Source organism: Bacillus sp. 2175, from assembly GCF_057812155.1.
The window spans coordinates 3726254-3751380 of record NZ_CM173819.1 but is presented as its reverse complement, the minus strand read 5'-3'; the positions used below and the strand labels follow the sequence as shown (position 1 = coordinate 3751380).

The following is a 25127-nucleotide window of genomic DNA, read 5'->3' as shown; positions in this document are numbered from 1 at the left end:
TTTTGTGACGCATATAAAGTGTGTTACACTGAAAATAAATAGTACTTGAAGTTATTGGAGGAATTCTTGTGGGTGAGAAAGAAAAAGAATTTGCTGTCATTGGACTTGGTCGCTTTGGTGGAAGTATTTGCCGAGAACTAGCTCAATTAGGTATGGAAGTAATGGCAATCGATTCAGATGAGGATAAAATTAATGAATTTGCAAATATAGCTTCGCATGCTGTAATTGCAGATTCAACAGATGAGATGGTATTAAAAAGCCTTGGTATTCGAAATTTTGATCACGTAGTCGTTGCTATTGGAGATAATTTAAATTCAAGTATTTTAACGACTTTGATTTTGAAAGAGTTGGGTGTAAAAAATATTACTGTAAAAGCTCAAAATGATTATCATGAAAAAGTGTTAAGTAAAATAGGTGCAGATCATATTGTGCATCCAGAACGTGATATGGGAAAAAGGATTGCTAATAATATTGCATCAAGCAATGTGCTAGACTACCTTGAGCTTTCAGATGAGCATAGTATTGTAGAGATTATTGCGAATAAAAAAATTGATGGGCACTCTTTAATTGAATTAGATATTCGTGCGAAGTTTGGATTGAATATTGTAGCAATTAAACGAGGCAAAGAAGTTATCGTATCCCCTCGAGCTACGGAGAATATTCAAGCAGGAGATATATTAATTGTCATTGGTCATGACGATGAAGTGGATCGATTTAAACACTTTTTAAGATAAGAGAAAAGAAAAGGACAATGCCTTCATGGCATTGTCCTTTTTCTTATATTTCCATAATGATTGGTAAAATCATTGGACGACGTTTCGTTTTCTCATATAGGAATGGGGCTAATGTGTCTGTAATTTCATTTTTAATTTCAGACCATTGTGTTGTTTTACGCTCCATTACTTTTTCTAAATGAGTTGTAATTAATGTTTGTGCATCATTGATTAAATCGCTGCTTTCACGCATGTAAACGAAACCGCGTGAGATGATATCAGGTCCTGCTGCAACTTTAAATTCTTTCATATCAATGCTTACAACTACAATTACAAGTCCTTCTTCAGAAAGGATACGACGATCGCGTAATACGATATTGCCAATATCTCCAATACCGTTTCCATCAATGTAGACCGAACCAGATGGGATTTTTCCAGCTACGCTAGCTTCATCCGAACGTAAAGCAAGAACATCGCCATTATCCATAATGAAGCAATTTTCTTCAGGGATGCCACAATCATTTGCTATGTTCATGTGCATACGCTGCATACGATATTCACCATGAATTGGCATGAAGTACTTCGGTTTAATTAGACGTAACATTAACTTTTGTTCTTCTTGTCCACCGTGTCCACTTGTATGGATATTTGAAAGTTTCCCGTGAATTACATCAGCGCCAGCGCGGTACAACATGTTAATTGTACGACTTACGCTAATTGTATTTCCTGGAATTGGTGAAGAAGAGAAAACAACTGTATCTCCAGGAATAATTTGAATTTGGCGGTGTGTACCATTTGCAATACGTGAAAGTGCTGCCATCGGTTCACCTTGACTACCTGTACATAAAATAACAACTTTATTAGCTGGTAAGCGGTTTAGTTGAGATGCATCTATGAATGTATCTTTCGGGCAACGAATATAACCAAGGTTTTGTCCAATTTCAATCGCTGCTTCCATACTTCGACCAAACACAGCTACTTTACGGTTGTTTTCAACAGCAGCTTCAACAACTTGTTGTAAGCGGTGGATATTTGATGCAAAGGTTGCGAATATAATCCGTCCTTCTACTTTACGGAAAATGTCTTGAATGCTATCACCAACGCGACGCTCAGACATAGTAAAGTTTGGAACTTCACTGTTCGTACTATCAGATAATAGACATAGTACGCCATCTTTACCGATTTCAGCCATTTTTGTTAAATCAGCTGGTTCACCAACTGGTGTGAAGTCAAATTTGAAGTCACCTGTATGAACAACTTGACCTTGAGGTGTTTTCACAACAACGCCGTACGAATCTGGAATACTGTGAGTTGTACGGAAGAAGGATACAGACGTTTTTTTGAATTTAATAACGTCATCTTCTTGAATCTCGTAAAGTTTTGCTTTACGAAGTAAGCCGTGTTCTTCTAATTTGTTTTTGATGAGTGCAATTGCTAATTTTCCGCCGTAAATCGGAATGTTCACTTGACGTAATAGGTAAGGGATTCCGCCGATATGATCTTCGTGACCATGTGTAATGAATAACCCTTTAATTTTATCTTCGTTTCGCACAAAATAAGTGTAGTCTGGTATTACATAATCGATCCCGAGAAGTTCGTCCTCTGGAAATTTAATTCCAGCATCAATTATAATAATTTCATCTTGAAATTGAACAGCGTATGTATTTTTACCGATTTCACCAAGCCCACCGAGAGCAAATACAGCAACTTGGTCGTTTTTTAGAAATTTCATATCGCTATACGATTTCCGCTAATGTTAAATCAGCGTTTTCTTTTTCATATTCAAGATGAGCGCCAGTAACAGACTGAACAAACTCGATATTATATGCGAACTTATTTAACTTTGTACGAACATCCTTTTCAGACGTAGCCTCTAAATATAAAACTTTTGTATTTTCACGTACTGGAACCTCAGTTAATTTTTCTTGATAAAATACTTTAAAAATCATTTGGAAAACCTCTCCTTGTCTATGTTTTGCATTATCTGTTACTTATTATAAAGCAAACAGTCACGATTTTCATGTTTTTTCGAATGAGAATGAAGAAAAAGCCCGAAATGGGCACAATTTAAGCGATTGTCTTTTTACGGACTAGACCGTTTAAATAACGCTTGAGCTTTTTCTTCAGCTTCTTCAGCATGATTACTCCTTCCTTTCCTTATTTTAAACATGCCTATTACTAGTGAAAACTCTATCTCTGATATAAGAGATAGGACAAAAGTGAATGGTGAATCTTGTCCTTTCCCATACAGTGAAAGTTATTCTATAGTAACGATCAGTAGCCGTTAGTTATAGGTATAGTATGAGGAAGAATGGAAAAGAAAATTCATCCGAACAAGTATCTACATGTTTTACTAATATATATATGCAAAGTTTACAAATAAGGTCAGAAAGGGAACGCTTTCTTCACAGATGTTTAATATGTTATACTTTTTTTTAGAATTTGAAAAGTGATATTCAAAATAGGAATATAGAGTCCCAGAAAGGATTTTGACAAATGAATGATAAAATTGTCTTTTTTGATATTGATGGAACATTATTAGATCATGATAAAAAAATTCCGCAATCTACACGAGATGCAGTAAAACAGTTACAAGAAAAAGGTGTACATGTAGCAATTGCGACAGGGCGCGCGCCATTTATGTTCGAAGATATTCGCAGGGAACTTAATATACATAATTATGTTAGTTTTAATGGACAATATGTTGTCTTTGAAGATGAGGTAATATTTAATAATCCGTTACATCCAGATGCTTTACATAGGTTTACTCAGTTTGCAAAACAAGAAGGATATCCACTTGTATATCTTGACCATCAAGATATGAGAGCATCAGTGGAATATCATGATTATGTGAAAGAAGGCTTTGGAAGCTTAAACTTTGAGCATCCAGCATATGAGCCTAATTTTTATGAGGAACGTAATATTTATCAAACACTACTTTTTTGTGAAGTAAATGAAGAGGAAAAGTTTATTAATCATTATCCAGATTTTCATTTTATTCGTTGGCATGCATATTCAATGGATATCATTCCGAATGGTGGTTCTAAGGCAAAAGGAATTGAGAAATACATTGAAAAGTTAGGTTTTAATCGTGATCAAGTGTATGCATTTGGAGATGGCTTAAATGATTTAGAAATGATCGAAGCCGTTGGCACAGGTATTGTGATGGGAAATGGCCATGAAGACTTGAAAAAACTTGCAAATCATGTGACAAAGGATGTTAATGAAGACGGTATATATCATGGACTAAAGTGGGCTGGATTGCTATAAGTGAATATGGAACCCATTTCATAATAAAAAGGCGGAAGATTAACTTCCGCCTTTTTATTATTATCGCTCTAGAGGTTTGGAATCATCAGGAGCGGCAAAAGGATTTTCTTTATTGATATGGTCATAGAACATAACGCCATTTAAATGATCAATCTCGTGTTGGAATACGATTGCTGGTAAACCTTTTAAACGTAATTTTACTTCTTCTCCGTTAATAGAAGTTGCTTTTACTGTAATTCTTGTATAACGAGGAACATAACCAGGTACTTCGCGGTCTACAGACAGACAGCCTTCACCACCCTGTAAATATGTACGTTCAACAGAATGGCTAATGATTTTTGGATTGAATAATGCATGGCTATATAATGTACCATCCGCATCGGTTACATGAACTGCAATCATTTTTTTTGAAACACCGATTTGCGGAGCCGCTAATCCGATTCCAGGGCGTAAACTATATTTTTCAGCCATTTCAGGATCTTGGCTATTTATTACGAATTCAATCATTTCTTTTAAGGTAGTTGTATCTTCTTCGCTTGCCGGTAATGACACCTCTTCTGCAACGTTGCGCAAAATAGGATCTCCTTCGCGAATAACATCTTTCATTGTAAGCATATGTAATCTCTCCTTTCCTCTTTAGTCTACCAAAGGAGATGGAAAAAGTCATCGGCAAGAAAGGGAAGGCATTTTGGAAATTGTTCTATTATAGAGTAGTTATGTATGTGATAAAAAGAAAAAGACAGCAAAGCCGTCTTTTTCTTTCCATAGTTGTTTCGTTTTACATTAGCGAATGCAAGCAGCACCAACGATAATTAAAAGAATAAACAACACAACGATTAAGGCGAAGCCGCGTCCAGACCCGCCACAAGAACCGCCATAACCGTAGGAAGGATATGAACAAGTTGGATAGCAATATGAGTATCCGTACATGAGATGACCTCCTTTATCATTTCCCGCTAATACTGCGGTTACTATAATGTATGGAAGAGAGGGTAGAAATGTATAGGTATTTACCTAAAAAAGGAAGAGTAGTTTGTATATTTTTGTTACGAAGAGAGAAAAACTAAAGAGAATTAAATCGTTTACATATTATTCTAAGAGAAAAAATAAGTGAAAAAGGGAATAATATAACAGTAGGTCAATGCTTACTAATACAGATGTAAAAAATAAAAACACGTTTGTGTAGTAGAAACCTGCATATTATTTATAAAAAAACGTATTCAAAGTAATTGACATCGTAATTAGAATAGTTGTAAACTAAAAAACGTGATCAAGATTGTATTAATATGTTTCTGAAAAAACATTAGTACAGATTGTTAGGTACACAAAATTATTCTCAACCGACATACAAACATGTTGGTTTACATCGTTGCGCTTTTTAAACTGGAAAATAGCCAGTGAAAGCGTTTCAGAATATGGTTCAAGAGAGGAAGAGGTGAACGGAATGGGTACTAAAACAAAAAAGACCCTATTTAATGTTGATGAGCAAATGAAAGCTATCGCAGCTCAATTTGAAACATTACAAATTTTAAATGAAAACGGTGAAGTTGTGAATGAAGCAGCTATGCCTGAATTATCTGATGATCAATTAAAAGAATTAATGCGTCGTATGGTGTATACTCGCGTATTAGATCAACGTTCTATTTCTTTAAACCGTCAAGGACGTTTAGGTTTCTACGCACCTACAGCTGGACAAGAAGCTTCTCAATTAGCAAGTCATTTCGCACTTGAAGCAGAAGACTTCATCTTACCAGGATACCGTGATGTACCACAATTAGTATGGCACGGATTACCATTATACCAAGCATTCTTATTCTCTCGTGGACACTTCATGGGTAACCAAATGCCTGAGAATGTAAATGCATTAGCTCCACAGATTATTATCGGTGCGCAAATCATCCAAACTGCTGGTGTTGCGTTAGGTATGAAACTACGTGGTAAAAAATCTGTTGCAATTACTTACACTGGTGACGGTGGTGCTTCACAAGGTGACTTCTACGAAGGTATGAACTTTGCAGGTGCATTCAAAGCTCCAGCAATCTTCGTTGTTCAAAACAACCGTTATGCAATCTCTACTCCAGTAGAAAAGCAATCTGCAGCTAAAACTGTAGCACAAAAAGCAGTAGCAGCAGGTATTTACGGAATTCAAGTAGACGGTATGGATCCATTAGCTGTATACGCAGCAACTGCTTTTGCTCGTGAGCGCGCAGTAAATGGCGAAGGCCCTACTTTAATCGAGACTTTAACATTCCGTTACGGTCCACATACAATGGCTGGTGATGACCCAACTCGTTACCGTACAAAAGATATCGAAAACGAATGGGAACAAAAAGACCCAATCGTACGCTTCCGTAAGTTCTTAGAAGCTAAAGGCCTATGGTCTCAAGAAGTTGAAGAGACAGTAATCGAAGAAGCAAAAGAAGATATCAAACAAGCAATTGCTAAGGCTGACCAAGCTCCAAAACAAAAAGTAACTGATTTAATGGAAATCATGTACGAAAAAATGCCTTACAACTTAGCTGAACAATATGAAATCTACAAAGAAAAGGAGTCGAAGTAAGCCATGGCTCAAATGACAATGATTCAAGCAATCACTGATGCTTTACGCGTTGAAATGAAAAATGACCCTAACGTACTTGTATTTGGTGAAGACGTTGGTGTAAACGGCGGTGTATTCCGTGCTACTGAAGGTTTACAAGCTGAATTTGGCGAAGATCGTGTAATGGATACTCCACTTGCAGAGTCTGGTATTGGTGGACTTGCAGTTGGTCTTGCACTTGAAGGATTCCGTCCAGTTCCAGAAATCCAATTCTTCGGTTTCGTTTATGAAGTAATGGATTCAATTTCTGGTCAATTAGCTCGTATGCGTTACCGTTCTGGTGGACGTTGGACTGCTCCAGTAACAGTTCGTTCTCCATTCGGTGGTGGTGTTCATACTCCTGAACTACATGCTGATAGCTTAGAAGGATTAGTGGCTCAACAACCTGGTCTAAAAGTTGTTATTCCATCTACTCCATACGATGCTAAAGGTCTTTTAATCTCTGCGATTCGTGACAACGATCCAGTTATCTACTTAGAGCATATGAAATTGTACCGTTCATTCCGTCAAGAGGTACCAGAAGGTGATTACACAATTGATTTAGGTAAAGCTGATATCAAACGTGAAGGTACAGATGTATCTGTTATCGCTTACGGTGCTATGGTTCACGCTGCATTAAAAGCTGCTGAAGAACTTGAAAAAGAAGGTATCTCTTTAGAGGTTGTTGACTTACGTACAGTTCAACCATTAGATATCGAAACAATCATCGCTTCTGTTGAAAAAACAGGTCGCGTAGTTGTAGTTCAAGAAGCTCAAAAACAAGCTGGTATTGCAGCTAACGTTGTAGCGGAAATTAACGACCGTGCAATCTTAAACTTAGAAGCTCCAGTTGTACGTGTTGCAGCTGCTGATACAGTATTCCCATTCTCTCAAGCAGAGAGCGTATGGTTACCAAACCACAAAGATATTGTTGAAGCTGTAAACAAAGTAATGAACTTCTAATTTTTAGCTTTTCATGTGCAAAAGAAATCAGCACATGCTGGTTTCTTTTGTACATATTCCATAATAATGAAATGAATCAGGGGGCTGAATTCCGTGGCATTTGAATTTAAACTACCAGATATCGGTGAAGGTATCCACGAAGGTGAAATCGTAAAATGGTTTATTAAACCAGGCGATGAAGTAAACGAAGACGATGTACTTCTTGAAGTACAAAATGATAAAGCAGTAGTAGAAATCCCTTCTCCTGTTAAAGGTAAAGTACTTGAAGTACTTGTAGAAGAAGGAACAGTTGCAATCGTAGGAGATACATTAATTAAATTTGATGCTCCTGGATACGAAAACCTTAAATTTAAAGGTGACGATCATGATGAAGCTCCAAAAGCTGAAGAAGCAGCAGTAGAAGCTCCAGCAGCGGAAGCTACTCCAGCAGCAACTGCAGAAGTAGTAAATGAGCGCGTAATTGCTATGCCATCTGTTCGTAAATACGCTCGTGAAAAAGGTGTAGACATTCATAAAGTAGCTGGTACTGGTAAGAATGGCCGTATCGTAAAAGCTGACATCGATGCATTTGCAAATGGTGGACAAACTGTAGCAGCAACTGAGGCTCCAGCAGCAGTAGAAGCTACTCCAGCAGCAGCGAAAGAAGAAGCACCAAAAGCACAACCAATCCCAGCTGGTGAATATCCAGAAACTCGTGAGAAAATGAGTGGTATCCGTAAAGCGATTGCGAAAGCAATGGTTAACTCTAAACACACAGCTCCTCACGTAACATTAATGGACGAAGTAGATGTAACAGAACTTGTTGCTCACCGTAAGAAGTTCAAAGCAGTAGCAGCTGACAAAGGTATTAAATTAACTTACCTTCCGTACGTTGTTAAAGCTTTAACATCTGCATTACGTGAATACCCAATGTTAAACACTTCTTTAGACGATGCATCTCAAGAAGTAGTTCATAAACATTACTTCAACATCGGTATCGCAGCTGATACAGACAAAGGTCTATTAGTACCAGTTGTTAAAGATACAGATCGTAAGTCTATCTTCACAATCTCTAACGAGATCAATGATCTTGCTGGTAAAGCACGTGAAGGTCGTCTAGCTCCAGCTGAAATGAAAGGTGCTTCTTGCACAATTACAAACATTGGTTCTGCAGGTGGACAATGGTTCACTCCAGTTATCAACCACCCAGAAGTAGCAATCCTTGGTATCGGCCGTATCGCTGAAAAACCAGTTGTGAAAAACGGTGAGATCGTTGCAGCTCCAGTATTAGCATTATCTCTAAGCTTTGACCATCGTTTAATTGACGGTGCAACTGCTCAAAAAGCGTTAAACCAAATTAAACGTCTATTGAATGACCCACAATTATTAGTAATGGAGGCGTAATAACAATGGTAGTAGGAGATTTCCCAATTGAATTAGATACAGTCGTTGTTGGTGCAGGTCCTGGTGGATACGTTGCGGCAATTCGTGCAGCACAATTAGGTCAAAAGGTAGCAATCATTGAAAAAGCTAACCTTGGTGGCGTATGCTTAAACGTTGGATGTATTCCTTCAAAAGCGTTAATCAATGCAGGTCATCGTTATGAGAATGCAATGCATTCTGATGACATGGGTATTACTGCAGAAAACGTAAAAGTTGACTTTACAAAAGTTCAAGAATGGAAAAACGGCGTAGTTAAGAAATTAACTGGCGGTGTTGAAGGCCTTCTTAAAGGTAACAAAGTTGAAATCATTCGCGGTGAAGCTTACTTCGTAGATGCTAATACATTACGCGTTATGACTGAAGATGCAGCTCAAACTTATACGTTTAAAAATGCTGTTCTTGCAACTGGTTCTACACCAATCGAAATTCCAGGATTCAAATACTCTAAACGTGTTATCAACTCTACAGGTGCTTTAAGCTTACCTGAAATTCCTAAAAAACTTGTTGTAATCGGCGGCGGTTACATCGGTATGGAATTAGGTACTGCATATGCTAACTTCGGTACAGAAGTTACTGTAGTAGAAGCTGGCGACGAAATCTTAGCTGGTTTCGAAAAAGCTATGAGCTCTGTTGTTAAACGTGCTCTACAGAAAAAAGGTAACGTAAATATCCATACAAAAGCTATGGCTAAAGGCGTTGAAGAAACAGAAACTGGCGTAAAAGTTAGCTTTGAAGTTAAAGGTGAAATCCAAACTGTAGAAGCAGATTACGTATTAGTAACTGTAGGTCGTCGTCCAAACACTCAAGAAATCGGTCTTGAGCAAGTTGGAGTTAAAATGACTGACCGCGGCATCATCGAAATCGATGAGCAATGTCGTACAAATGTACCAAACATCTATGCAATCGGTGATATCGTTCCTGGACCACCATTAGCTCACAAAGCTTCTTACGAAGGTAAAGTAGCTGTAGAAGCAATTAGTGGCCATGCATCAGCTATCGATTACATCGGAATTCCTGCAGTATGCTTCACTGATCCAGAACTAGCATCTGTTGGTTACACTAAAAAACAAGCTGAAGAAGCTGGAATGACTGTAACTGTATCTAAGTTCCCATTCGCTGCTAACGGTCGTGCATTATCATTAAACAGCACTGACGGTTTCCTACAACTTGTAACACGTAAAGAAGATGGTCTTCTTGTAGGTGCTCAAGTTGCAGGTGCAGGTGCTTCTGATATTATTTCTGAGATTGGTTTAGCTATCGAAGCTGGAATGACAGCTGAAGATATCGCTCAAACAATCCATGCTCACCCAACATTAGGTGAAATCACAATGGAAGCAGCTGAAGTTGCTCTTGGAATGCCAATTCACATTGTAAAATAATTTAAGTAATGTAAATAGCCCTTCTCTTATTGTAAGAGAGGGGCTATTTTTATTTTCATCAAATGACTTGCAAGGTCTTTAAACGTACTTGTCGAATGAATATATAATACTTTAACAAATGATTCAGGCTTAACTTACTTCGAAGGTAATATATATCATCCTATAATATGTAATTGATTCAAACTTACCCCCATATATTAATAAAATAGAGCATGTCAAAGGAGAAGGTTCCATGAAAATATTACATGTTATATTTTATCATTTACTACTATGGAGTGGCTTTTCCACTGTATTAACATTATCGAATGGTGATAAGTTTCATTATAAAGTTATTCTTTTTTTCGTATTTCTATATTTAGCCTATGTAATAGCATATTTTGTATTGCACGTAAGAAAGCAAGCTTTATTTCTTACATGTTCGAATTGTATATTATTTTTAATCATATTATCTATTTTTTAAATTAGCGTTTATAAAAATACATTGTTCTTCCATTAAATAATTGTAACTCTCCTTCTAATTTCTTCGCTAAAAAACGGCAAAATTCATTTGCTTTCCCTTTGTCACCAAATGTTGCATTAGGTGGTAAAGAAACTTGGATGAAAGATTGTTCATTTTCTATACCAACACCAATATAAATTGAGTCATACCGGTCGTGAGTGGATTGAAGTTTTAATGTTGTTGTAGATGTATCTAAAATTTCATAAGGAAAAGCGGTATTTGTATACGTGTAATTAATTTGGGCACCAGTTTTAGAAGTAACTGTTTTATAATAATGAAAAAGTTGTTTTATATCATCTATTGAAACTGATTGTTGGTTGGATTTCGGTACAAGCGTAATAAAGGCGTGTTGCATATAAGTTCCCCCTAGCTTAGTAGAATACTATCATTCTACATCCTACTGAATTTTTTGACAATTAAAAGGAGTATTACATGTTTTGTTTAATATACTATTAATGAAACGTGATGTAGAAAGGTGGAAACCAATGTTTGAAAAATTGTATGATGAGCATGAAAGTGTGAAGGTACGATTTTTAGGGTTTATGACACATGATACACGTTATGATTTTGGTGTTATTTATACAAATATGTTTTTTGGAAAGCCGCTCATTGTTTGTATGCAAACAGGAAGGTCTACTTTACTCGGACGAGATGATGTAGAGAATGTTCAATATATACAGGAGATTTTTAAATTAGGATCAGAAGAGGAAGCAAAGGAGTTAGCTCAGTTTTTCAAATTTCTAGTTCCGTCAACTTCTTTACATGCGGAATATGAAGAATAATTAATGTGAAACAGTCGTACTTATAAATATGGCTGTTTTTTTATTTTAATATCGCATACTAATTTAAATTAAAAATATTTAATGTGTTATACTAAAAACCTATTGACGTAAAAAGTATAACATATTAAAATAAAGACAGAAAGTTAAGCGGTTACAAAAAGTTTTTGGGATTATAAACTTAGGGGGAAATGAAAAATGGGAACAATCGTATGTCAAGATTGTGAAGGTACAATTGCACACTTCGAAGATGAGAAAGTAACGGTACTTTACGGGAAATGTGGATCTTGCGGATGTGATCACACAGAGCATACAAAAGCCCAATAATTGATAGGAAATGGACAGCTAAAAGTTTTTAGGACCATAAACTTAGGGGGAAATGAAAATGGGAACAATCGTATGCCAAGTATGTGAAGGAACAATTGGACATTTTGAAGATGAAAAATCAACAGTACTATACGGGAAATGTGGATCTCATTGCGAATGTGACCATAAAGAACATACAAAAGCTTAATAATAAGAAAAAGCGCCTACATGTGTAGGCGCTTTTTTAATAAATTGTAGTTGTATGACCAACTGTTGCAACGATTGCATCATCTCTAATTGGAATAAAGCTTATGGATGTCTGTGGTGTACTAGAAGAAGCATATTGGCTCATTATACGGCTATCGATACGGGTAATAGTATCGGTCAAGAAAGCTGAAATAAAAGCGTAAGGGACTCTTCGTTCATTTAATGAATAAATAATTTCTTCTTTTGTTTTTACACCCACGCCATGTCCGTAAAAAAAGAAATTTCCTAAATAGATTGTGTTTTCTCCTTGCCACTCAATCGTAGCTGGATTCACTTGTGGGTTTTTAAAGTAAACGAGGTCACCTGGAACAAGATCGCCACCGTTTTTTGTTATGAGCCTTAGATCTTGATCGTAGTCCCATGTATAAAGTAAAAGATTTGCAAATAGACGATTGAAAGTTTCTTCCTCATACAATGATAGTAAAGCTTTATAAAAAATAATGATCATAGCGGTTGCGCATTCAGTTCCATATAGTTTTCCATTTTTAAAAATATCTTGTATGGCAATAGAAGATGGTATGTTTGGAAGAAGCTCGAATCCTCCAAGGGATGTTCTTTTCCAATACTGGGGGTTGCAAAAGGATTGTTGAAATGTGCGAAACTGAAATCCACTTTGAAAAAGCTCTAGTGCAGAGATAATAATATTAACTCGTAAATTGAGATCAAAGCTGAGTTCATCAGCTGTTCGGAAGGAATAAACTTCTTGATTTCCTGCCATTATTGATAAAATTTGTTGTTTCTCTGCTGCAAATGGCTCATATTCATTTGTAATATAAGGATGTACAATAGAACGGCCTATTACAATCATAATAGTATCCCCACCTATACGTTACATTCTTAAGTATCGTATGAAGAAAAGGAAAAAAGGTGAAAAAAAAGCCTATCAACTGATAGGCTTGTACTCTTTAATAACACGTAATGTTTGTAATGTCATATCTTCAGGACCTTGTACAGGTAAACCTGCTTCTAAGTTTTTCCGAATATACTCTAAGTTTTCTTGTGTAATAATTTCCCCCGGAGTAAAGATTGGAATCCCTGGCGGATAAACCATAACAAAATCAGCTATAATACGACCCGCTGCATTTTCAAATGGGATGACTTCTGTTTCCGAATAAAAAGCATCTCGAGGAGAAAGTGCTAGCACTGGAATTTCTGGAATCTCTACTTGTACTTGAACACCTTTATCTGCCCTATTTCTAAATGTTGCTGCTAAATCGTGTAAAGCTGCAATAAGTGTATTTGTATCACTTTCTGTATCTCCCAAAGTGATAAGACATAGTATGTTGTATAGATCTGAGAGTTCTACTTCAATGTTATATTGCTCTCTAAGCCATACTTCAGCTTGGTGGCCGGTAATACCTAAATCTTTTACAGATACAATTATCTTTGTAGGATCATAGTTAAAGGTAGCATCTGTACCTAACATTTCTTTTCCAGGACAGTAAAGATGCTCAATAGAATTTATAGCATCACGAACATGCTCAGCTAATTGTATTGTTTGTTCTATGAGTGCTGTTCCTTCTGTAGCAAGACGTTTTCTCGCAACATCAAGGGATGCTAACAAGATGTAAGAAGTTGATGTAGTTGTAAGCATGCTAATAATAGATTGGACATGCTTTACATTCACTAAGCCTTCTTTCACATTAAGAATAGAACTTTGAGTTAAAGAGCCTCCTAATTTGTGAACACTTGTTGCTGCCATATCCGCACCAGCTTGCATCGCTGACATAGGTAATTCATCGTGAAAATGAATATGAACACCATGAGCCTCGTCGACTAGTACAGGGATGTTATAAGAATGTGCTAATTGTACAATCTGTTCTAAGTCTGCAGCAAACCCAAAGTACGTTGGGTTAATAACAAGTAAGCCCTTTGCATCTGAGTGCTCTTCCAGTGCTTTTTTGACAGATTGAATTGTGATTCCATGAGAAATACCGAGCTTCGGATCGATTTCAGGATGCATGAAAATCGGTTTTGCACCTGAGAAAATAATAGCTGACATTACTGATTTATGCACGTTTCGTGGTACTAGGATTTTGTCACCAGGACCGCAAACGCTCATCACCATTGTCATAATAGCGCCACTTGTACCTTGAATAGAAAAGAAAGTATGATCTGCACCGAATGCAGCGGCTGCTAAATCCTGTGCTTCTTTAATCATACCTTTTGGATGATGTAAATCATCGAGTGGCGCAATATTAATTAAATCAATTGCTAATGCATTATGCCCAATAAATTCGCGAAATGTAGGATCCATGCCCTGTCCTTTTTTATGACCAGGAATATGGAATTGAATTGGATTTCGCTTACTGTGCTCAACTAAAGCGGTAAACAATGGTGTTTCGTATTGGGACAATCTATACACCCCTTCTTCTTCATAATATTTAGTGTAATTTGTTTTATATAATCCTGCTCTAAAAAAGTGTAGCCTTTTTTAGAATAAGGCTTGTTTTTCTGCCATTCAAAAAATCGTTTTTGAGATGGTAGCTTCACTTTATTTTCTATAAAACAAAAGCATTATATCACCAATAATTATAGATGTATAGAAAAAAATGTTTTTAAGGTGAGTATGTTTAATAGTTAGCCTCAACTAATGAATAGAGGAAGACAATTCCATTAAAATGAATAAATAGTGTATAATGCAGAGTGGCTATAATGAAGAATAAAATATTCTCTTTAAGATAGCATAATGAAACAAGAAGAAATGATAAATGAGGTGCGAAATGGAATATCAATATCCGTTAGATTATGATTGGTCAAATGAGGAAATGGTTACAATTGTTAAGTTTTATGAAGCGATTGAGAAAGCTTATGAAAAAGGGATTATAAGAGAAGAGTTAATGGGTTTATATCGTCGTTTTAAAGAGATTGTTCCATCGAAAGCAGAAGAAAAGAAAATTGATAAAGAATTTCAAGAAGTAAGTGGATACTCTATATATCGTGCTATTCAAAGGGCAAAAGAAGTCGAAGAACAAAAGCTCGTAAAAATGTAAAAAATATTTTGAAAAATAAAAACTGAAGTGATATAATGTGATAACAACTAAAAACGGACAATATAAATTGTCCGTTTTCTACTATCGATTACACAGTGCATATAAAGGAAGGAGTGATTGCATCGTAGATTCAATCTTAGCAAGGAATTGTTCGTTGGTCATTGCTGAAAACTCCTCTGGTGATATATGAATACCAACTAATAATTCTGCTTTTTTTACAGTAGCTAATCGTTCAATCATCTTTTGTAAGTCTTCGGTTTCAAGTGTTTTATGTAATTTCACACTTGGTTTAGTATGGTCAATGGACCAAACGAAGTCATTTGGAATATTTGTTTTTAAATCATTTAAATGTTCTAAGAAGGCATGAGCCGTCTCAACTTTTTGTGGACACTCATAGATTAAACCAAAGTATATGAAGGCATGAGTACCCCATAAGCCGATTTGGAAATGCGGTAGCATTTTATATCCTCGTTTATTTGTTGAAAAAGCAACCCAAGTATCGTTTGGTGGATTGACTTTGCGGCGTGCGTGTTTTGCAACATGATAAAAAAAGTTCTCATCAGTTTGTTTGGATAAGTATTCTGCAAATTGTTCCCCTAAAGCTTCTAGCTTAGGATGAATGTTCGTTTTAATTGCACTCATTCGTTCTTCGAGACCATCAACTGTAAAGACATCAAAATCAGTTGACTTGAATGTTTGTATTGTCATGATTGTTCCTCCAACTCCTATTTTGCTTTTATTTTAGCATAGCTTGTACTATTCATAAAAAAAACAGCACAAAAAAATTTAAATAAAAAAATATAATTTTGTTGCATAGATGATTTATCCAACATAGTATAGTATAAAACAAAAAATCAGAAAATTTAATTAATTCTAGTCCGAGGGCAGACGAATATTGGGAGGAGGCAAATAATATGAGACAGGTGATTAATGCGTTAAAGAGAACAGATGCTGAAAAGAGAATACCGGTGCTACGTTTGGAGCTAGATTATGAATTAGCAACTTTATATGATGCGATGATGGAAGATGACAAACAGAAAAAAGAAGAGTGTGTACAAAAGTTAGAAGTGTTAAGACTTGAAATGATTCGTTTAGAAGCGTAATAATAGTATATGTATAAAAAATTAGTTGGTGCGAACCTTATAAAGGGTTCGTTTTTTCTGTGAACAGTATAGATCGGAGTGTTTAAACATGCAAGAAGTATGGAAAGACATTGATGCACACGCCAAACGGTGGATTCGGGATGCAGGAGAGCATTTAATGGCATCAATGAAAAAAGCACTTATTATAGAAACAAAATCAAATGCAGCTGACTTAGTTACAAATATGGACCGAGAGATAGAACAGTTTTTAATTGGGAAAATTAAAGAAACATTCCCGAATCATAATATTTTAGGAGAAGAGGGTTATGGAGACGAGATAACGTCTTCTGACGGGGTTGTTTGGTTAATTGATCCAATTGACGGCACGATGAACTTTGTTCATCAAAAAAGAAATTTTGCGATTTCAATTGGGATTTATGAGAACGGTATCGGAAAGATTGGACTTATATATGATCCAGTGCATGATGAACTATATCATGCAGTCAAGGGATATGGAGCTTTTTGTAATGATATATCAATTCCTACACTGAAAAAAGGAACTGTAGAGCAAGGTATTGTAGCTTTAAATGCGATATGGCTTACAGATAATCCATTGCTTAATATGGAAAGTATGATGGCACTTGTTAAGAAAGCAAGAGGCACAAGATCATATGGCTGTGCAGCGTTAGAGATGGTATACGTTGCAACAGGAAGAATAGATGCATATGTAACGCCGAGATTATCACCATGGGATTTTGGCGGAGGAAAGATAATTGTAGAAGAAGTTGGAGGTAAGGTGACGACATTCTCTGGAGCGCCACTTTCTATCATAGAGAAGAGCAGTGTGTTAGTTGCAAAACCAGGAGTGTATGAAGAAGTGTTATCGTTTATATGAGAGCAACAAAAAAAGTAAGAGGCTGTGTATAAGCTTCTTACTTTTTAGCGTTATTGTGATTTGCGCATTTTTCTTTTTGTTACAAAACCGTATCCAACTGTAACAAATGTGCCGATAATGCAAATAATAATACCGATTGGACTATTTTCAGCAATCATAATGCCGATACCGATTAAGAAAATAACACCGATAATTGCAGTTAATAAAAAGCGATATTGAATGTGTTCCATTTCTTCACCCTCCAATCTCATTTTACTTTCACAAAAGTAAGAATACAACTATATTTTCATTCTTGCTTTTATTTTAATTGCTATTGTATCCCCTTCGCTCTTATAATAGAGAAGGATTAAAAAGACATTAGGAGTTGGACATGTTGAAAAAACGACAAGATTTACGTAATATAGCAATTATTGCCCACGTTGACCATGGTAAAACAACACTTGTTGACCAGTTATTACGTCAAGCGGGGACTTTCCGTGCGAACGAACACGTTGAAGAACGCGCAATGGATTCAAATGATCTAGAAAGAGAACGCGGTATTACAATTTTAGCGAAAAATACAGCGATTCACTATGAAGATAAAAGAATTAACATTTTAGATACACCTGGTCACGCTGACTTCGGTGGAGAAGTAGAACGTATCATGAAAATGGTTGATGGTGTTTTACTTGTTGTTGATGCATATGAAGGTTGTATGCCACAAACACGATTTGTTTTAAAGAAAGCTCTTGAGCAAAACTTAACTCCAATCGTAGTTGTAAACAAAATTGACCGTGACTTCGCTCGTCCAGATGAAGTAGTTGATGAAGTAATCGACTTATTCATTGAGCTTGGTGCAAACGAAGATCAATTAGAGTTCCCAGTTGTATTTGCATCAGCAATGAACGGAACAGCAAGCTTAGATTCAAACCCAGCAAATCAAGAAGAGAATATGAAATCATTATTCGATACAATTATCGAACATATTCCAGCACCAATTGATAACAGCGAAGAGCCACTTCAATTCCAAGTAGCACTTCTTGATTACAACGACTACGTTGGACGTATTGGAGTTGGTCGCGTATTCCGCGGTACAATGAAGGTTGGACAACAAGTTGCTTTAATGAAAGTAGACGGAAGTGTGAAGCAATTCCGCGTAACGAAATTATTCGGTTACATGGGATTAAAACGTCAAGAAATTGAAGAAGCAAAAGCAGGGGACTTAGTAGCCGTTTCTGGTATGGAAGACATTAACGTAGGTGAAACAGTATGTCCAGTTGAACATCAAGATGCGTTACCATTATTACGTATTGATGAGCCAACACTACAAATGACGTTCCTTGTAAATAACAGCCCATTTGCAGGTCGTGAAGGTAAATACATTACATCTCGTAAAATTGAAGAGCGTCTTCGTTCACAATTAGAAACAGATGTAAGTTTACGTGTAGATAATACAGATTCTCCTGATGCGTGGATCGTATCTGGACGTGGGGAACTACATTTATCTATCTTAATTGAAAACATGCGTCGTGAAGGTTATGAATTACAAGTATCTAAGCCAGAAGTAATCATTAAAGAAGTTGATGGCGTAAGATGTGAGCCTGTAGAGCGTGTACAAATCGATGTACCTGAAGAATACACTGGTTCTATTATGGAATCTATGGGTGCACGTAAAGGTGAAATGTTAGATATGGTGAATAACGGAAACGGTCAAGTTCGCCTTACTTTCATGGTTCCAGCACGTGGTTTAATTGGTTACACAACAGAATTCTTAACATTAACTCGTGGTTACGGTATTTTAAACCATACATTCGATTGCTACCAACCAGTACACGCTGGACAAGTTGGTGGACGTCGTCAAGGTGTTCTAGTTTCACTTGAAACAGGAAAAGCATCACAATACGGTATTATGCAAGTTGAAGACCGTGGTGTAATCTTCGTTGAACCAGGTACAGAAGTATATGCTGGTATGATTGTAGGAGAACACACTCGTGAGAATGACTTAACAGTTAACGTTGTGAAAATGAAACAACAAACTAACATTCGTTCTGCGACGAAAGATCAAACTTCAACAATGAAGAAACCACGCCTAATGACTTTAGAAGAATCATTAGAGTACTTAAACGATGACGAGTTCTGTGAAGTAACTCCAGAATCAATTCGTCTACGTAAAAAGATTCTTGATAAGAGTGAGCGCGAAAGAGCTGCTAAGAAAAAGAAATCTGTCGAAGCGTAAAAATAAAAAAACAACGCCCTTTATAAAGGGCGTTGTTTTTTTATTTTGTTTATTTTTTAGAATATTTACTCATTTTTGTGGACAGTATTTTTTTTGCGAGTTACTCTTGTATTAAGTGTATAAAGAAAATTGCATTTTACTGCTAGGGGGGAAGAGTGTGTTAGAAAGGATGTCTTTTTTTGCAAAATTGTGTAAGGTAGATGAAAATCCAGAGTTAGGAATGTGGTTACTTTATGGGACGATTATTATATTAAGTGCTCTCGTTTATAATTTAGGGTTTGCTAGAAAGTTGTCTGTACTAAAAAATATTGTGATATACATATCATTAGCAATTGGATGCACAGTATTAACCTTTTTTGCTGTGTTTTTACCTGTTGGAGAAGGACTTGTTGTAGCGGCAATTGTACTTGGAATTTATAGATTGCGTTTGCGTCAAGCGAAACAACAAAAAGCAGGATAAGGAAGGGGAGTTTTCATGCGTTCAGTACAAGATGCACTATATAATTGGTTAACAATTAAAACAGTTGCGGAAGCACGCCCAGATGATAGTGCTGCAAAAGAAACATATTTGTTATTTCAAAATATGATATATGAAGAACATAAATTAAGAAATGTTGAAGTCGAAAAGAACGAGGAAATGTATTTAATTACATATGAAATGAATGGAGAACGGAAATCTGCAAGGTTTCCGTTAGAAGCCATTGATTGTTTTTTGGATCAGATGAATCGTGAACCAGAAAAATATAAATAAGTCCTTATCTATATGAGTAAGGACTTATTTACATTTTACCAATCATCTTCGATTTTTTTATCACGATATAATCGGAAATTACCACTTGCATGACGTTCCATTGTACGCTCTGCAATTCGTTCCGAACATTCCATGCACATATATGTATGAATAGGGCGATTACGCAGTTTTTTTGCCATAGGATTTTCATCATCTAACATATCTTTTTTATCACAAATCATACATTTGACTCTCATTTCGTCACCTCAATACGAATTCTATCAGTATAAGTATATCATGGAAGTATAATGTTTTTGAATAATAGTGGGAAAAAATAATATTTTCGCAATTCAAAAAATAAGTTATGATAAGGATATACCAAGTATGTTTGGAGGTGAAAATATGGCGAATGTAGTAGAGCCTACCTTAACAGAGGATTTAGTACAAACGTTGCGTAAAGAGTGTATTGTTATGATAGCAACGGCAGATTTCGAAAAGCAAGTTCCTAACGTAAGTGCTATTTCTTGGGTGTATGCAGTGAGTAAAACTAGTATTCGATTTGCAGTAGATCAACGTTCACGTATTGTGGAAAATATACGGCATAATACAGGTGTGGTATTGACTATAATGGCGAATGAATCCGTATTTTCTATAAGTGGTGCAGGTGAAATTTTGACAGATAGAATGGAAGGTATTTCTCTAAAATTAACTGTAATAGAAGTAAATGTGCAAGAAGTGCGTGATGTTATGTTTTATGGAGCGAAACTTGCAATTGAACCAACATATGAAAAAACATATGATCTTCGGGCAGCGAAAAAGCTGGATAATGAAGTGTTAGTAGGGATAAGAGAATTATAAAGATGCTAAATAGGAAATTCGTTTATTCACTTTTGTAATCGGTTATTGTGATTTAACGTTAATAATTATAATAAAAAGTAATATATTGAATAGAAATGAATAAAGAATAAATAAAAGGTTTAATGACTATGATTTTCGATTCTACCTCGTTTACACGGTACATATAATTATAACAATGGTTCGTCCATATTGTATGGATGAAACCCTTGTTCTACAAATTTAAAAGTGGAGTCAGGGGGTAACAGGTTGGATAAAATTTATGTGTTAGATACGAATGTACTTTTGCAGGATCCTTTATCTATTTTTTCATTTGAAACCAATGAAGTAGTGATTCCAGCAGTTGTATTAGAAGAGGTTGATTCGAAAAAACGTTATATGGATGAAGTAGGACGAAACGCTCGTTATGTATCTAAGTTAATAGATAAATTTCGTGAAATAGGAAAGCTGCATGAAAGTATCCCGCTAGAAAACGGCGGAACATTTCGTATTGAATTGAACCATCGTTCATTCGTGCAACTACAAGATATTTTTGTAGAAAAAACAAATGATAATCGAATTTTAGCTGTAGCAAAAAATCTATCTTTAGAAGAACAGGAAAAAGAGGACGGGAAGTCTGTTATTTTGGTAAGTAAAGATGTGCTCGTAAGGGTAAAAGCTGATGCAATTGGTTTGAAGGCTGAAGATTATTTAAGTGATCGCGTAATTGAAGTAGAAAATATATATTCTGGCTTTTTAGAAGGATATATATCAAAAGAACAATTGGATTATTTTTATGAGAAAGGTGAATTGCCTCTATCTGAAATTGCGAATCATCCTTTTTACCCAAATCAGTTTGTAGTGATGAAAGATGCATTAGGGGGCTCTAGTTCTGCTCTTGGCATTGTGGATCACTTAGGTAAGAAGGTAAAGAAACTTATTTTTCACAATGAACAAGTGTGGGGGATACGACCACGAAATGTGCAGCAAATTATGGGATTAGAATTGTTGCTTCGTGAAGATATTCCGCTTGTAACGTTAACGGGGAAAGCCGGCACAGGAAAAACGTTACTTGCGTTAGCTTCGGGACTTATGCAAACAGAAGACTTAGGGTTATATAAAAAATTACTTGTGGCAAGACCAATTGTTCCAGTCGGAAAAGATATCGGTTATTTACCAGGAGAAAAAGAAGAAAAGTTAAGACCATGGATGCAGCCAATTTTTGATAACCTAGAGTATTTATTTAATACGAAAAAGCCAGGAGAGTTAGATGCTATTTTAGCTGGAATGGGTTCGATTGAAGTAGAAGCCCTTACTTATATACGCGGGAGAAGTATTCCAGATCAGTTCATTATCATTGACGAAGCACAAAATTTAACAAAGCATGAAGTGAAAACGATATTAACTAGGGTAGGGGAAAAGAGTAAGATTGTATTGATGGGAGATCCTCAGCAAATTGATCACCCATATTTAGATGAATATAATAATGGCTTAACATATGTTGTAGAGAAGTTTAAAGAACAGCGTATTAGTGGTCATGTGAAGTTTGTTAAAGGGGAGCGATCTAATTTAGCTCAACTAGCAGCAGATTTATTGTAAAAAGGAGTGAGCTTAAGCTCACTCCTTTTCTTTAAATAATTGTAAATTTACGGATGTTACGGATTGGATTTTGTTGATTAGATCCATCATTGAAATAGAGATGAACAGGCCCGTCTTCTTTTAATGGTTTTCCTTCTTTTGAAAAGCCTAGTATAGCATTTTTGACAGTTTCTAATGGAAGTGTCATTGTATGATCTACCGTTTCAATTTCAACTTGCCTAGCGTCCTCTAAAATTTCAGCGTTAGCAAGAAATGGATGAAATGGTATACCAAATGTTCCAGTAATCAGCTGTTCTTTTTTATATTTCTTCACACTTTGTTGTATTGGAGGAAAAGCGGCACCATCACGGATTTCGCGATCCCAATGTTCTGAAGTGTTTTTTAAATAAGTTTCTAGTTCAGACGTGTTTTCTCTAGTTTCATCAAAGTAAGTTGTCAAATCTACTTTTCGATCATCAAAGATCCAAACAGTTGGATCAATAGTGATTGGAAAACGTACTTTTCCGTTAATAAATAAAATTTCGCTCATTGTTGTTCCCCCATTTGTGTTATACTCCCACTTTTCAGTATAATAGTATTAGACACTGTTGTCACAAAAAATGTTTCTATTGCAATTTATTAAAACTATCGCTAATATTAATAGATAGGATAGAGGAGAGTAGGACGGAAACGGAGGGAATCAATTTGGCGTCTGAGACAGTAGCAAATCATCAGGAAAAGGCACTAGCCCTTCTACAAGCGGATGCAGAGAAGATTTTAAGACTTATTAAGGTGCAAATGGACCATCTTACAATGCCGCAATGTCCATTATATGAAGAAGTGTTAGACACACAAATGTTTGGACTATCCCGCGAGGTCGATTTTGCGGTTCGCCTTGGTCTTATTGCAGAAGAACAAGGGAAAGCAATGTTAGGTGAGCTCGAACGTGAGTTATCTGCACTTCATGAAGCATTTACAAACAAACAACAATAACGGGTTCAAATAAGGGGGCTCAAACTAAATTAGTTTGAGCTTTTTATTTGTATAATAAAGCAGGAAGAATCAATGTACATATGGAATACAACAATAATTAAATTGAAACAGAAAGAGGAAATGAAATGAAAAAAGTATGGAAATCAATGGATTATTCATTATTACTTCCTCTTGTTATCTTATGTGTGCTGGGAGTAATAATGGTATATAGTTCTAGTTCCATTGTTGCGATTTCGAGGCATAACTGGCCGGCAAATTACTTTTTTAAAAAACAATTAATAACTTTAGCTATTGGAACGGTATTGTTAGTAATTGTAGCTTCGTTACCTTATAAGTTTTGGAGAAAACGAATAATTTTATCGGCGATGGGGCTAGGGAGTATTGCTTTACTAGCAGCAGCCTTGATTTTTGGTAAGGAAATAAATGGTGCAAAAGGTTGGATATTAGGTATACAGCCCGCTGAATTTGTTAAATTATCGATTATTATTATATTAGCTCGCTTTTTTGCAAGGAGACAAGAAACAAATACACCTGTTTTTAAAGGGTCGGGACTTACACTTGGTTTTGTTGGAATGGCAATGTTTTTAATTTTAAAGCAAAATGATTTAGGTACCGATTTGTTAATTGCAGGAACAGTAGGGATTATGTTTCTTTGTTCAGGAGTAAGGATTAATTTATGGATTAAACGAATTGTTTTAACTTCTATAGTATGGATTCCAGCTCTATATTTTTTGGCTAATTATAAATTAAGTGGATATCAAAAGGCACGTTTTTCAGTTTTTCTTGATCCATTCAATGATCCTCAGAATGATGGATTCCAATTAGTAAATTCTTTTATTGGAATTGCTTCAGGAGGGCTAAATGGTCGAGGATTAGGAAATAGTGTGCAAAAATATGGTTATTTACCAGAACCTCAAACAGATTTTATTATGGCTATTATATCTGAAGAATTAGGTTTTATTGGTGTAGCTATTATTTTAATTTGCTTGCTACTTATTATTATTCGTTCATTCAGGATTGCTCAAAAATGTAACGATCCTTTTGGAAGTTTAATTGCAATCGGAATTGCAAGTTTAATAGGAGTACAAACTTTTGTTAATGTTGGTGGTATGTCTGGATTAATACCGCTTACTGGAGTGCCTTTACCGTTTATTAGTTATGGTGGAAGTTCTTTAATAGCTAATCTACTTGCAATGGGAATACTACTTAATATTGCTAGTCACGTGAAACGACAAGAGAAACAACAGAATGGTGTAATGAAAGAAAGAGAACAAAATGGACCACATCTTGTAGTTGTAAAATAAAAACACATTGTGCTTTAGAGCATGATGTGTTTTTTATTTTTAAGTAGTTTTAAATATGATGTACTAATTTCTCTTTCAGTTAAAAGGTATATCACATTAAGTTAAATGTGATATACAATTAAGTTGTTAGAAAAGGAAGAGGTATGCTATACTATTTTTGTGAAACAAATTGCACAGAAAACTTATCATTTGTTAGAAAATAAGGTATGATGGATAAAAATAAAGTGAAGCTTTCTAAGTATAATATAATGTGGAAAGTGAAGAACTTCACGCTTTTTAAGGTGTGTATATATTTTATCTCTAGAGTGGTAGGAAAGTAGAGGGGGA

Annotated in this window: 31 protein-coding genes; 20 read left to right on the top strand and 11 right to left on the bottom strand. The window is 35.7% G+C overall.

Annotated elements, in window-relative coordinates:
* The first annotated feature begins 68 nt into the window (after nt 1–68).
* Complete coding sequence (locus ACXKY9_RS19295) at nt 69–734, top strand: potassium channel family protein (protein WP_000504032.1); 666 nt, start codon at nt 69–71, stop codon at nt 732–734.
* Between the two features lie 43 nt (nt 735–777).
* Here the strand turns inward: ACXKY9_RS19295 and rnjA are convergent, their stop codons facing one another.
* Complete coding sequence (gene rnjA, locus ACXKY9_RS19290) at nt 778–2445, bottom strand: ribonuclease J1 (RefSeq protein WP_000670377.1); 1668 nt, start codon at nt 2443–2445, stop codon at nt 778–780.
* Nucleotides 2446–2449: 4 nt separating this feature from the next.
* Nucleotides 2450–2662: a DNA-dependent RNA polymerase subunit epsilon gene (locus tag ACXKY9_RS19285; protein WP_000576435.1), complete on the bottom strand. Its 213-nt coding sequence runs from the start codon at nt 2660–2662 to the stop codon at nt 2450–2452.
* Between the two features lie 547 nt (nt 2663–3209).
* Between ACXKY9_RS19285 and ACXKY9_RS19280 the strand changes: the two genes are divergently transcribed.
* Nucleotides 3210–3983 carry a Cof-type HAD-IIB family hydrolase gene (locus ACXKY9_RS19280; protein WP_000998279.1) on the top strand — a complete coding sequence of 258 codons (774 nt, stop codon included), beginning with the start codon at nt 3210–3212 and terminating at the stop codon, nt 3981–3983.
* Nucleotides 3984–4043: 60 nt separating this feature from the next.
* Here the strand turns inward: ACXKY9_RS19280 and def are convergent, their stop codons facing one another.
* A complete protein-coding gene (def, locus tag ACXKY9_RS19275; RefSeq protein WP_000957048.1) occupies nt 4044–4598 on the bottom strand; it encodes a peptide deformylase in 555 nt (184 codons plus the stop codon).
* A gap of 168 nt (nt 4599–4766) precedes the next feature.
* Nucleotides 4767–4913 (bottom strand): YjcZ family sporulation protein, encoded by a 147-nt coding sequence (locus ACXKY9_RS19270; protein WP_000274562.1) that lies wholly within the window; start codon nt 4911–4913, stop codon nt 4767–4769.
* Nucleotides 4914–5427: 514 nt separating this feature from the next.
* Between ACXKY9_RS19270 and pdhA the strand changes: the two genes are divergently transcribed.
* The 5 genes from pdhA to ACXKY9_RS19245 all read left to right on the top strand — a co-directional run bounded on the left by pdhA (nt 5428) and on the right by ACXKY9_RS19245 (nt 10785).
* Nucleotides 5428–6543, top strand: a complete 1116-nt coding sequence (gene pdhA, locus ACXKY9_RS19265; RefSeq protein WP_000536895.1) for a pyruvate dehydrogenase E1 component subunit alpha — start codon at nt 5428–5430, stop codon at nt 6541–6543.
* A 3-nt stretch (nt 6544–6546) separates the two neighbouring features.
* The gene (gene pdhB, locus ACXKY9_RS19260) at nt 6547–7524 is read left to right on the top strand and encodes a pyruvate dehydrogenase complex E1 component subunit beta (protein WP_000068168.1); all 978 of its coding nucleotides are present in this window, start codon (nt 6547–6549) and stop codon (nt 7522–7524) included.
* A 93-nt stretch (nt 7525–7617) separates the two neighbouring features.
* Nucleotides 7618–8907: a pyruvate dehydrogenase complex dihydrolipoyllysine-residue acetyltransferase gene (pdhC, locus tag ACXKY9_RS19255; RefSeq protein ID WP_000863419.1), complete on the top strand. Its 1290-nt coding sequence runs from the start codon at nt 7618–7620 to the stop codon at nt 8905–8907.
* Nucleotides 8908–8912: 5 nt separating this feature from the next.
* Entirely contained in the window at nt 8913–10325 is a 1413-nt protein-coding gene (gene lpdA, locus ACXKY9_RS19250) for a dihydrolipoyl dehydrogenase (RefSeq protein WP_000260104.1), read from the top strand.
* A gap of 232 nt (nt 10326–10557) precedes the next feature.
* On the top strand, nt 10558–10785 hold the full coding sequence (locus tag ACXKY9_RS19245) for a hypothetical protein (RefSeq protein WP_000697469.1): 228 nt from the start codon (nt 10558–10560) through the stop codon (nt 10783–10785).
* 1 nt (nt 10786) lies between these two features.
* Here the strand turns inward: ACXKY9_RS19245 and ACXKY9_RS19240 are convergent, their stop codons facing one another.
* Nucleotides 10787–11179, bottom strand: a complete 393-nt coding sequence (locus tag ACXKY9_RS19240) for a DUF1885 family protein (protein WP_001163302.1) — start codon at nt 11177–11179, stop codon at nt 10787–10789.
* 130 nt (nt 11180–11309) lie between these two features.
* On the opposite strand from ACXKY9_RS19240, the gene ACXKY9_RS19235 reads away from it, so the two are divergent.
* From ACXKY9_RS19235 to ACXKY9_RS19225, 3 genes are all read left to right on the top strand, one after another.
* Entirely contained in the window at nt 11310–11606 is a 297-nt protein-coding gene (locus ACXKY9_RS19235; RefSeq protein WP_000462038.1) for a DUF3055 domain-containing protein, read from the top strand.
* 195 nt (nt 11607–11801) lie between these two features.
* A complete protein-coding gene (locus ACXKY9_RS19230) occupies nt 11802–11930 on the top strand; it encodes a GapA-binding peptide SR1P (protein WP_000536778.1) in 129 nt (42 codons plus the stop codon).
* 58 nt (nt 11931–11988) lie between these two features.
* Nucleotides 11989–12117 (top strand): GapA-binding peptide SR1P, encoded by a 129-nt coding sequence (locus ACXKY9_RS19225; RefSeq protein WP_000536796.1) that lies wholly within the window; start codon nt 11989–11991, stop codon nt 12115–12117.
* 36 nt (nt 12118–12153) lie between these two features.
* Here the strand turns inward: ACXKY9_RS19225 and ACXKY9_RS19220 are convergent, their stop codons facing one another.
* Nucleotides 12154–12984: a protein-glutamine gamma-glutamyltransferase gene (locus tag ACXKY9_RS19220; protein WP_000635342.1), complete on the bottom strand. Its 831-nt coding sequence runs from the start codon at nt 12982–12984 to the stop codon at nt 12154–12156.
* 75 nt (nt 12985–13059) lie between these two features.
* Complete coding sequence (gene speA / locus ACXKY9_RS19215) at nt 13060–14532, bottom strand: arginine decarboxylase (protein WP_000084904.1); 1473 nt, start codon at nt 14530–14532, stop codon at nt 13060–13062.
* Between the two features lie 367 nt (nt 14533–14899).
* Between speA and ACXKY9_RS19210 the strand changes: the two genes are divergently transcribed.
* A complete protein-coding gene (locus tag ACXKY9_RS19210; RefSeq protein ID WP_000456552.1) occupies nt 14900–15169 on the top strand; it encodes a UPF0223 family protein in 270 nt (89 codons plus the stop codon).
* Nucleotides 15170–15250: 81 nt separating this feature from the next.
* On the opposite strand, the gene ACXKY9_RS19205 is transcribed toward ACXKY9_RS19210, so the two are convergent.
* Nucleotides 15251–15877, bottom strand: coding sequence for a YktB family protein (locus ACXKY9_RS19205; RefSeq protein WP_000155317.1), 627 nt, complete (start codon nt 15875–15877; stop codon nt 15251–15253).
* Nucleotides 15878–16083: 206 nt separating this feature from the next.
* On the opposite strand from ACXKY9_RS19205, the gene ACXKY9_RS19200 reads away from it, so the two are divergent.
* Both ACXKY9_RS19200 and ACXKY9_RS19195 read left to right on the top strand, forming a co-directional pair.
* Entirely contained in the window at nt 16084–16272 is a 189-nt protein-coding gene (locus ACXKY9_RS19200; protein WP_001250164.1) for a hypothetical protein, read from the top strand.
* Between the two features lie 88 nt (nt 16273–16360).
* Nucleotides 16361–17146: an inositol monophosphatase family protein gene (locus ACXKY9_RS19195; RefSeq protein WP_001158705.1), complete on the top strand. Its 786-nt coding sequence runs from the start codon at nt 16361–16363 to the stop codon at nt 17144–17146.
* A gap of 50 nt (nt 17147–17196) precedes the next feature.
* On the opposite strand, the gene ACXKY9_RS19190 is transcribed toward ACXKY9_RS19195, so the two are convergent.
* Complete coding sequence (locus ACXKY9_RS19190; RefSeq protein ID WP_000400127.1) at nt 17197–17376, bottom strand: DUF5325 family protein; 180 nt, start codon at nt 17374–17376, stop codon at nt 17197–17199.
* Nucleotides 17377–17516: 140 nt separating this feature from the next.
* On the opposite strand from ACXKY9_RS19190, the gene typA reads away from it, so the two are divergent.
* From typA to ACXKY9_RS19175, 3 genes are all read left to right on the top strand, one after another.
* The gene (gene typA / locus ACXKY9_RS19185) at nt 17517–19361 is read left to right on the top strand and encodes a translational GTPase TypA (protein WP_000914762.1); all 1845 of its coding nucleotides are present in this window, start codon (nt 17517–17519) and stop codon (nt 19359–19361) included.
* Between the two features lie 157 nt (nt 19362–19518).
* Entirely contained in the window at nt 19519–19821 is a 303-nt protein-coding gene (locus ACXKY9_RS19180) for a YlaH-like family protein (RefSeq protein ID WP_000893662.1), read from the top strand.
* 15 nt (nt 19822–19836) lie between these two features.
* Complete coding sequence (locus tag ACXKY9_RS19175) at nt 19837–20112, top strand: hypothetical protein (protein WP_001258147.1); 276 nt, start codon at nt 19837–19839, stop codon at nt 20110–20112.
* Between the two features lie 35 nt (nt 20113–20147).
* Here ACXKY9_RS19175 and ACXKY9_RS19170 read toward each other — a convergent pair whose 3' ends face one another.
* Complete coding sequence (locus ACXKY9_RS19170) at nt 20148–20348, bottom strand: YlaI family protein (RefSeq protein ID WP_002082250.1); 201 nt, start codon at nt 20346–20348, stop codon at nt 20148–20150.
* Nucleotides 20349–20493: 145 nt separating this feature from the next.
* On the opposite strand from ACXKY9_RS19170, the gene ACXKY9_RS19165 reads away from it, so the two are divergent.
* Nucleotides 20494–20949 (top strand): pyridoxamine 5'-phosphate oxidase family protein, encoded by a 456-nt coding sequence (locus ACXKY9_RS19165; RefSeq protein ID WP_000024592.1) that lies wholly within the window; start codon nt 20494–20496, stop codon nt 20947–20949.
* Nucleotides 20950–21195: 246 nt separating this feature from the next.
* Nucleotides 21196–22524 (top strand): PhoH family protein, encoded by a 1329-nt coding sequence (locus tag ACXKY9_RS19160; RefSeq protein WP_000358083.1) that lies wholly within the window; start codon nt 21196–21198, stop codon nt 22522–22524.
* Nucleotides 22525–22555: 31 nt separating this feature from the next.
* Here the strand turns inward: ACXKY9_RS19160 and ACXKY9_RS19155 are convergent, their stop codons facing one another.
* Complete coding sequence (locus ACXKY9_RS19155) at nt 22556–23053, bottom strand: molybdopterin-binding protein (protein ID WP_001289807.1); 498 nt, start codon at nt 23051–23053, stop codon at nt 22556–22558.
* Between the two features lie 155 nt (nt 23054–23208).
* Between ACXKY9_RS19155 and ACXKY9_RS19150 the strand changes: the two genes are divergently transcribed.
* The gene (locus ACXKY9_RS19150) at nt 23209–23496 is read left to right on the top strand and encodes an Fpa/YlaN family protein (RefSeq protein ID WP_000135694.1); all 288 of its coding nucleotides are present in this window, start codon (nt 23209–23211) and stop codon (nt 23494–23496) included.
* Nucleotides 23497–23621: 125 nt separating this feature from the next.
* Nucleotides 23622–24800 (top strand): FtsW/RodA/SpoVE family cell cycle protein, encoded by a 1179-nt coding sequence (locus tag ACXKY9_RS19145; protein WP_000758413.1) that lies wholly within the window; start codon nt 23622–23624, stop codon nt 24798–24800.
* The last annotated feature ends 327 nt before the right edge of the window (nt 24801–25127 follow it).

Excerpts from the sequence above, each read along its gene's own strand:
- rnjA (WP_000670377.1), bottom strand. The coding sequence starts at position 2,445 with ATGAAATTTCTAAAAAACGACCAAGTTGCTGTATTTGCTCTCGGTGGG.
- ACXKY9_RS19285 (WP_000576435.1), bottom strand. The coding sequence starts at position 2,662 with ATGATTTTTAAAGTATTTTATCAAGAAAAATTAACTGAGGTTCCAGTA.
- ACXKY9_RS19280 (WP_000998279.1), top strand. The coding sequence starts at position 3,210 with ATGAATGATAAAATTGTCTTTTTTGATATTGATGGAACATTATTAGAT.
- def (WP_000957048.1), bottom strand. The coding sequence starts at position 4,598 with ATGCTTACAATGAAAGATGTTATTCGCGAAGGAGATCCTATTTTGCGC.
- ACXKY9_RS19270 (WP_000274562.1), bottom strand. The coding sequence starts at position 4,913 with ATGTACGGATACTCATATTGCTATCCAACTTGTTCATATCCTTCCTAC.
- pdhA (WP_000536895.1), top strand. The coding sequence starts at position 5,428 with ATGGGTACTAAAACAAAAAAGACCCTATTTAATGTTGATGAGCAAATG.
- pdhB (WP_000068168.1), top strand. The coding sequence starts at position 6,547 with ATGGCTCAAATGACAATGATTCAAGCAATCACTGATGCTTTACGCGTT.
- lpdA (WP_000260104.1), top strand. The coding sequence starts at position 8,913 with ATGGTAGTAGGAGATTTCCCAATTGAATTAGATACAGTCGTTGTTGGT.
- ACXKY9_RS19245 (WP_000697469.1), top strand. The coding sequence starts at position 10,558 with ATGAAAATATTACATGTTATATTTTATCATTTACTACTATGGAGTGGC.
- ACXKY9_RS19240 (WP_001163302.1), bottom strand. The coding sequence starts at position 11,179 with ATGCAACACGCCTTTATTACGCTTGTACCGAAATCCAACCAACAATCA.
- ACXKY9_RS19235 (WP_000462038.1), top strand. The coding sequence starts at position 11,310 with ATGTTTGAAAAATTGTATGATGAGCATGAAAGTGTGAAGGTACGATTT.
- ACXKY9_RS19230 (WP_000536778.1), top strand. The coding sequence starts at position 11,802 with ATGGGAACAATCGTATGTCAAGATTGTGAAGGTACAATTGCACACTTC.
- ACXKY9_RS19225 (WP_000536796.1), top strand. The coding sequence starts at position 11,989 with ATGGGAACAATCGTATGCCAAGTATGTGAAGGAACAATTGGACATTTT.
- ACXKY9_RS19220 (WP_000635342.1), bottom strand. The coding sequence starts at position 12,984 with ATGATTGTAATAGGCCGTTCTATTGTACATCCTTATATTACAAATGAA.
- ACXKY9_RS19210 (WP_000456552.1), top strand. The coding sequence starts at position 14,900 with ATGGAATATCAATATCCGTTAGATTATGATTGGTCAAATGAGGAAATG.
- ACXKY9_RS19205 (WP_000155317.1), bottom strand. The coding sequence starts at position 15,877 with ATGACAATACAAACATTCAAGTCAACTGATTTTGATGTCTTTACAGTT.
- ACXKY9_RS19200 (WP_001250164.1), top strand. The coding sequence starts at position 16,084 with ATGAGACAGGTGATTAATGCGTTAAAGAGAACAGATGCTGAAAAGAGA.
- ACXKY9_RS19195 (WP_001158705.1), top strand. The coding sequence starts at position 16,361 with ATGCAAGAAGTATGGAAAGACATTGATGCACACGCCAAACGGTGGATT.
- ACXKY9_RS19190 (WP_000400127.1), bottom strand. The coding sequence starts at position 17,376 with ATGGAACACATTCAATATCGCTTTTTATTAACTGCAATTATCGGTGTT.
- typA (WP_000914762.1), top strand. The coding sequence starts at position 17,517 with ATGTTGAAAAAACGACAAGATTTACGTAATATAGCAATTATTGCCCAC.
- ACXKY9_RS19175 (WP_001258147.1), top strand. The coding sequence starts at position 19,837 with ATGCGTTCAGTACAAGATGCACTATATAATTGGTTAACAATTAAAACA.
- ACXKY9_RS19170 (WP_002082250.1), bottom strand. The coding sequence starts at position 20,348 with ATGAGAGTCAAATGTATGATTTGTGATAAAAAAGATATGTTAGATGAT.
- ACXKY9_RS19165 (WP_000024592.1), top strand. The coding sequence starts at position 20,494 with ATGGCGAATGTAGTAGAGCCTACCTTAACAGAGGATTTAGTACAAACG.
- ACXKY9_RS19155 (WP_001289807.1), bottom strand. The coding sequence starts at position 23,053 with ATGAGCGAAATTTTATTTATTAACGGAAAAGTACGTTTTCCAATCACT.
- ACXKY9_RS19145 (WP_000758413.1), top strand. The coding sequence starts at position 23,622 with ATGAAAAAAGTATGGAAATCAATGGATTATTCATTATTACTTCCTCTT.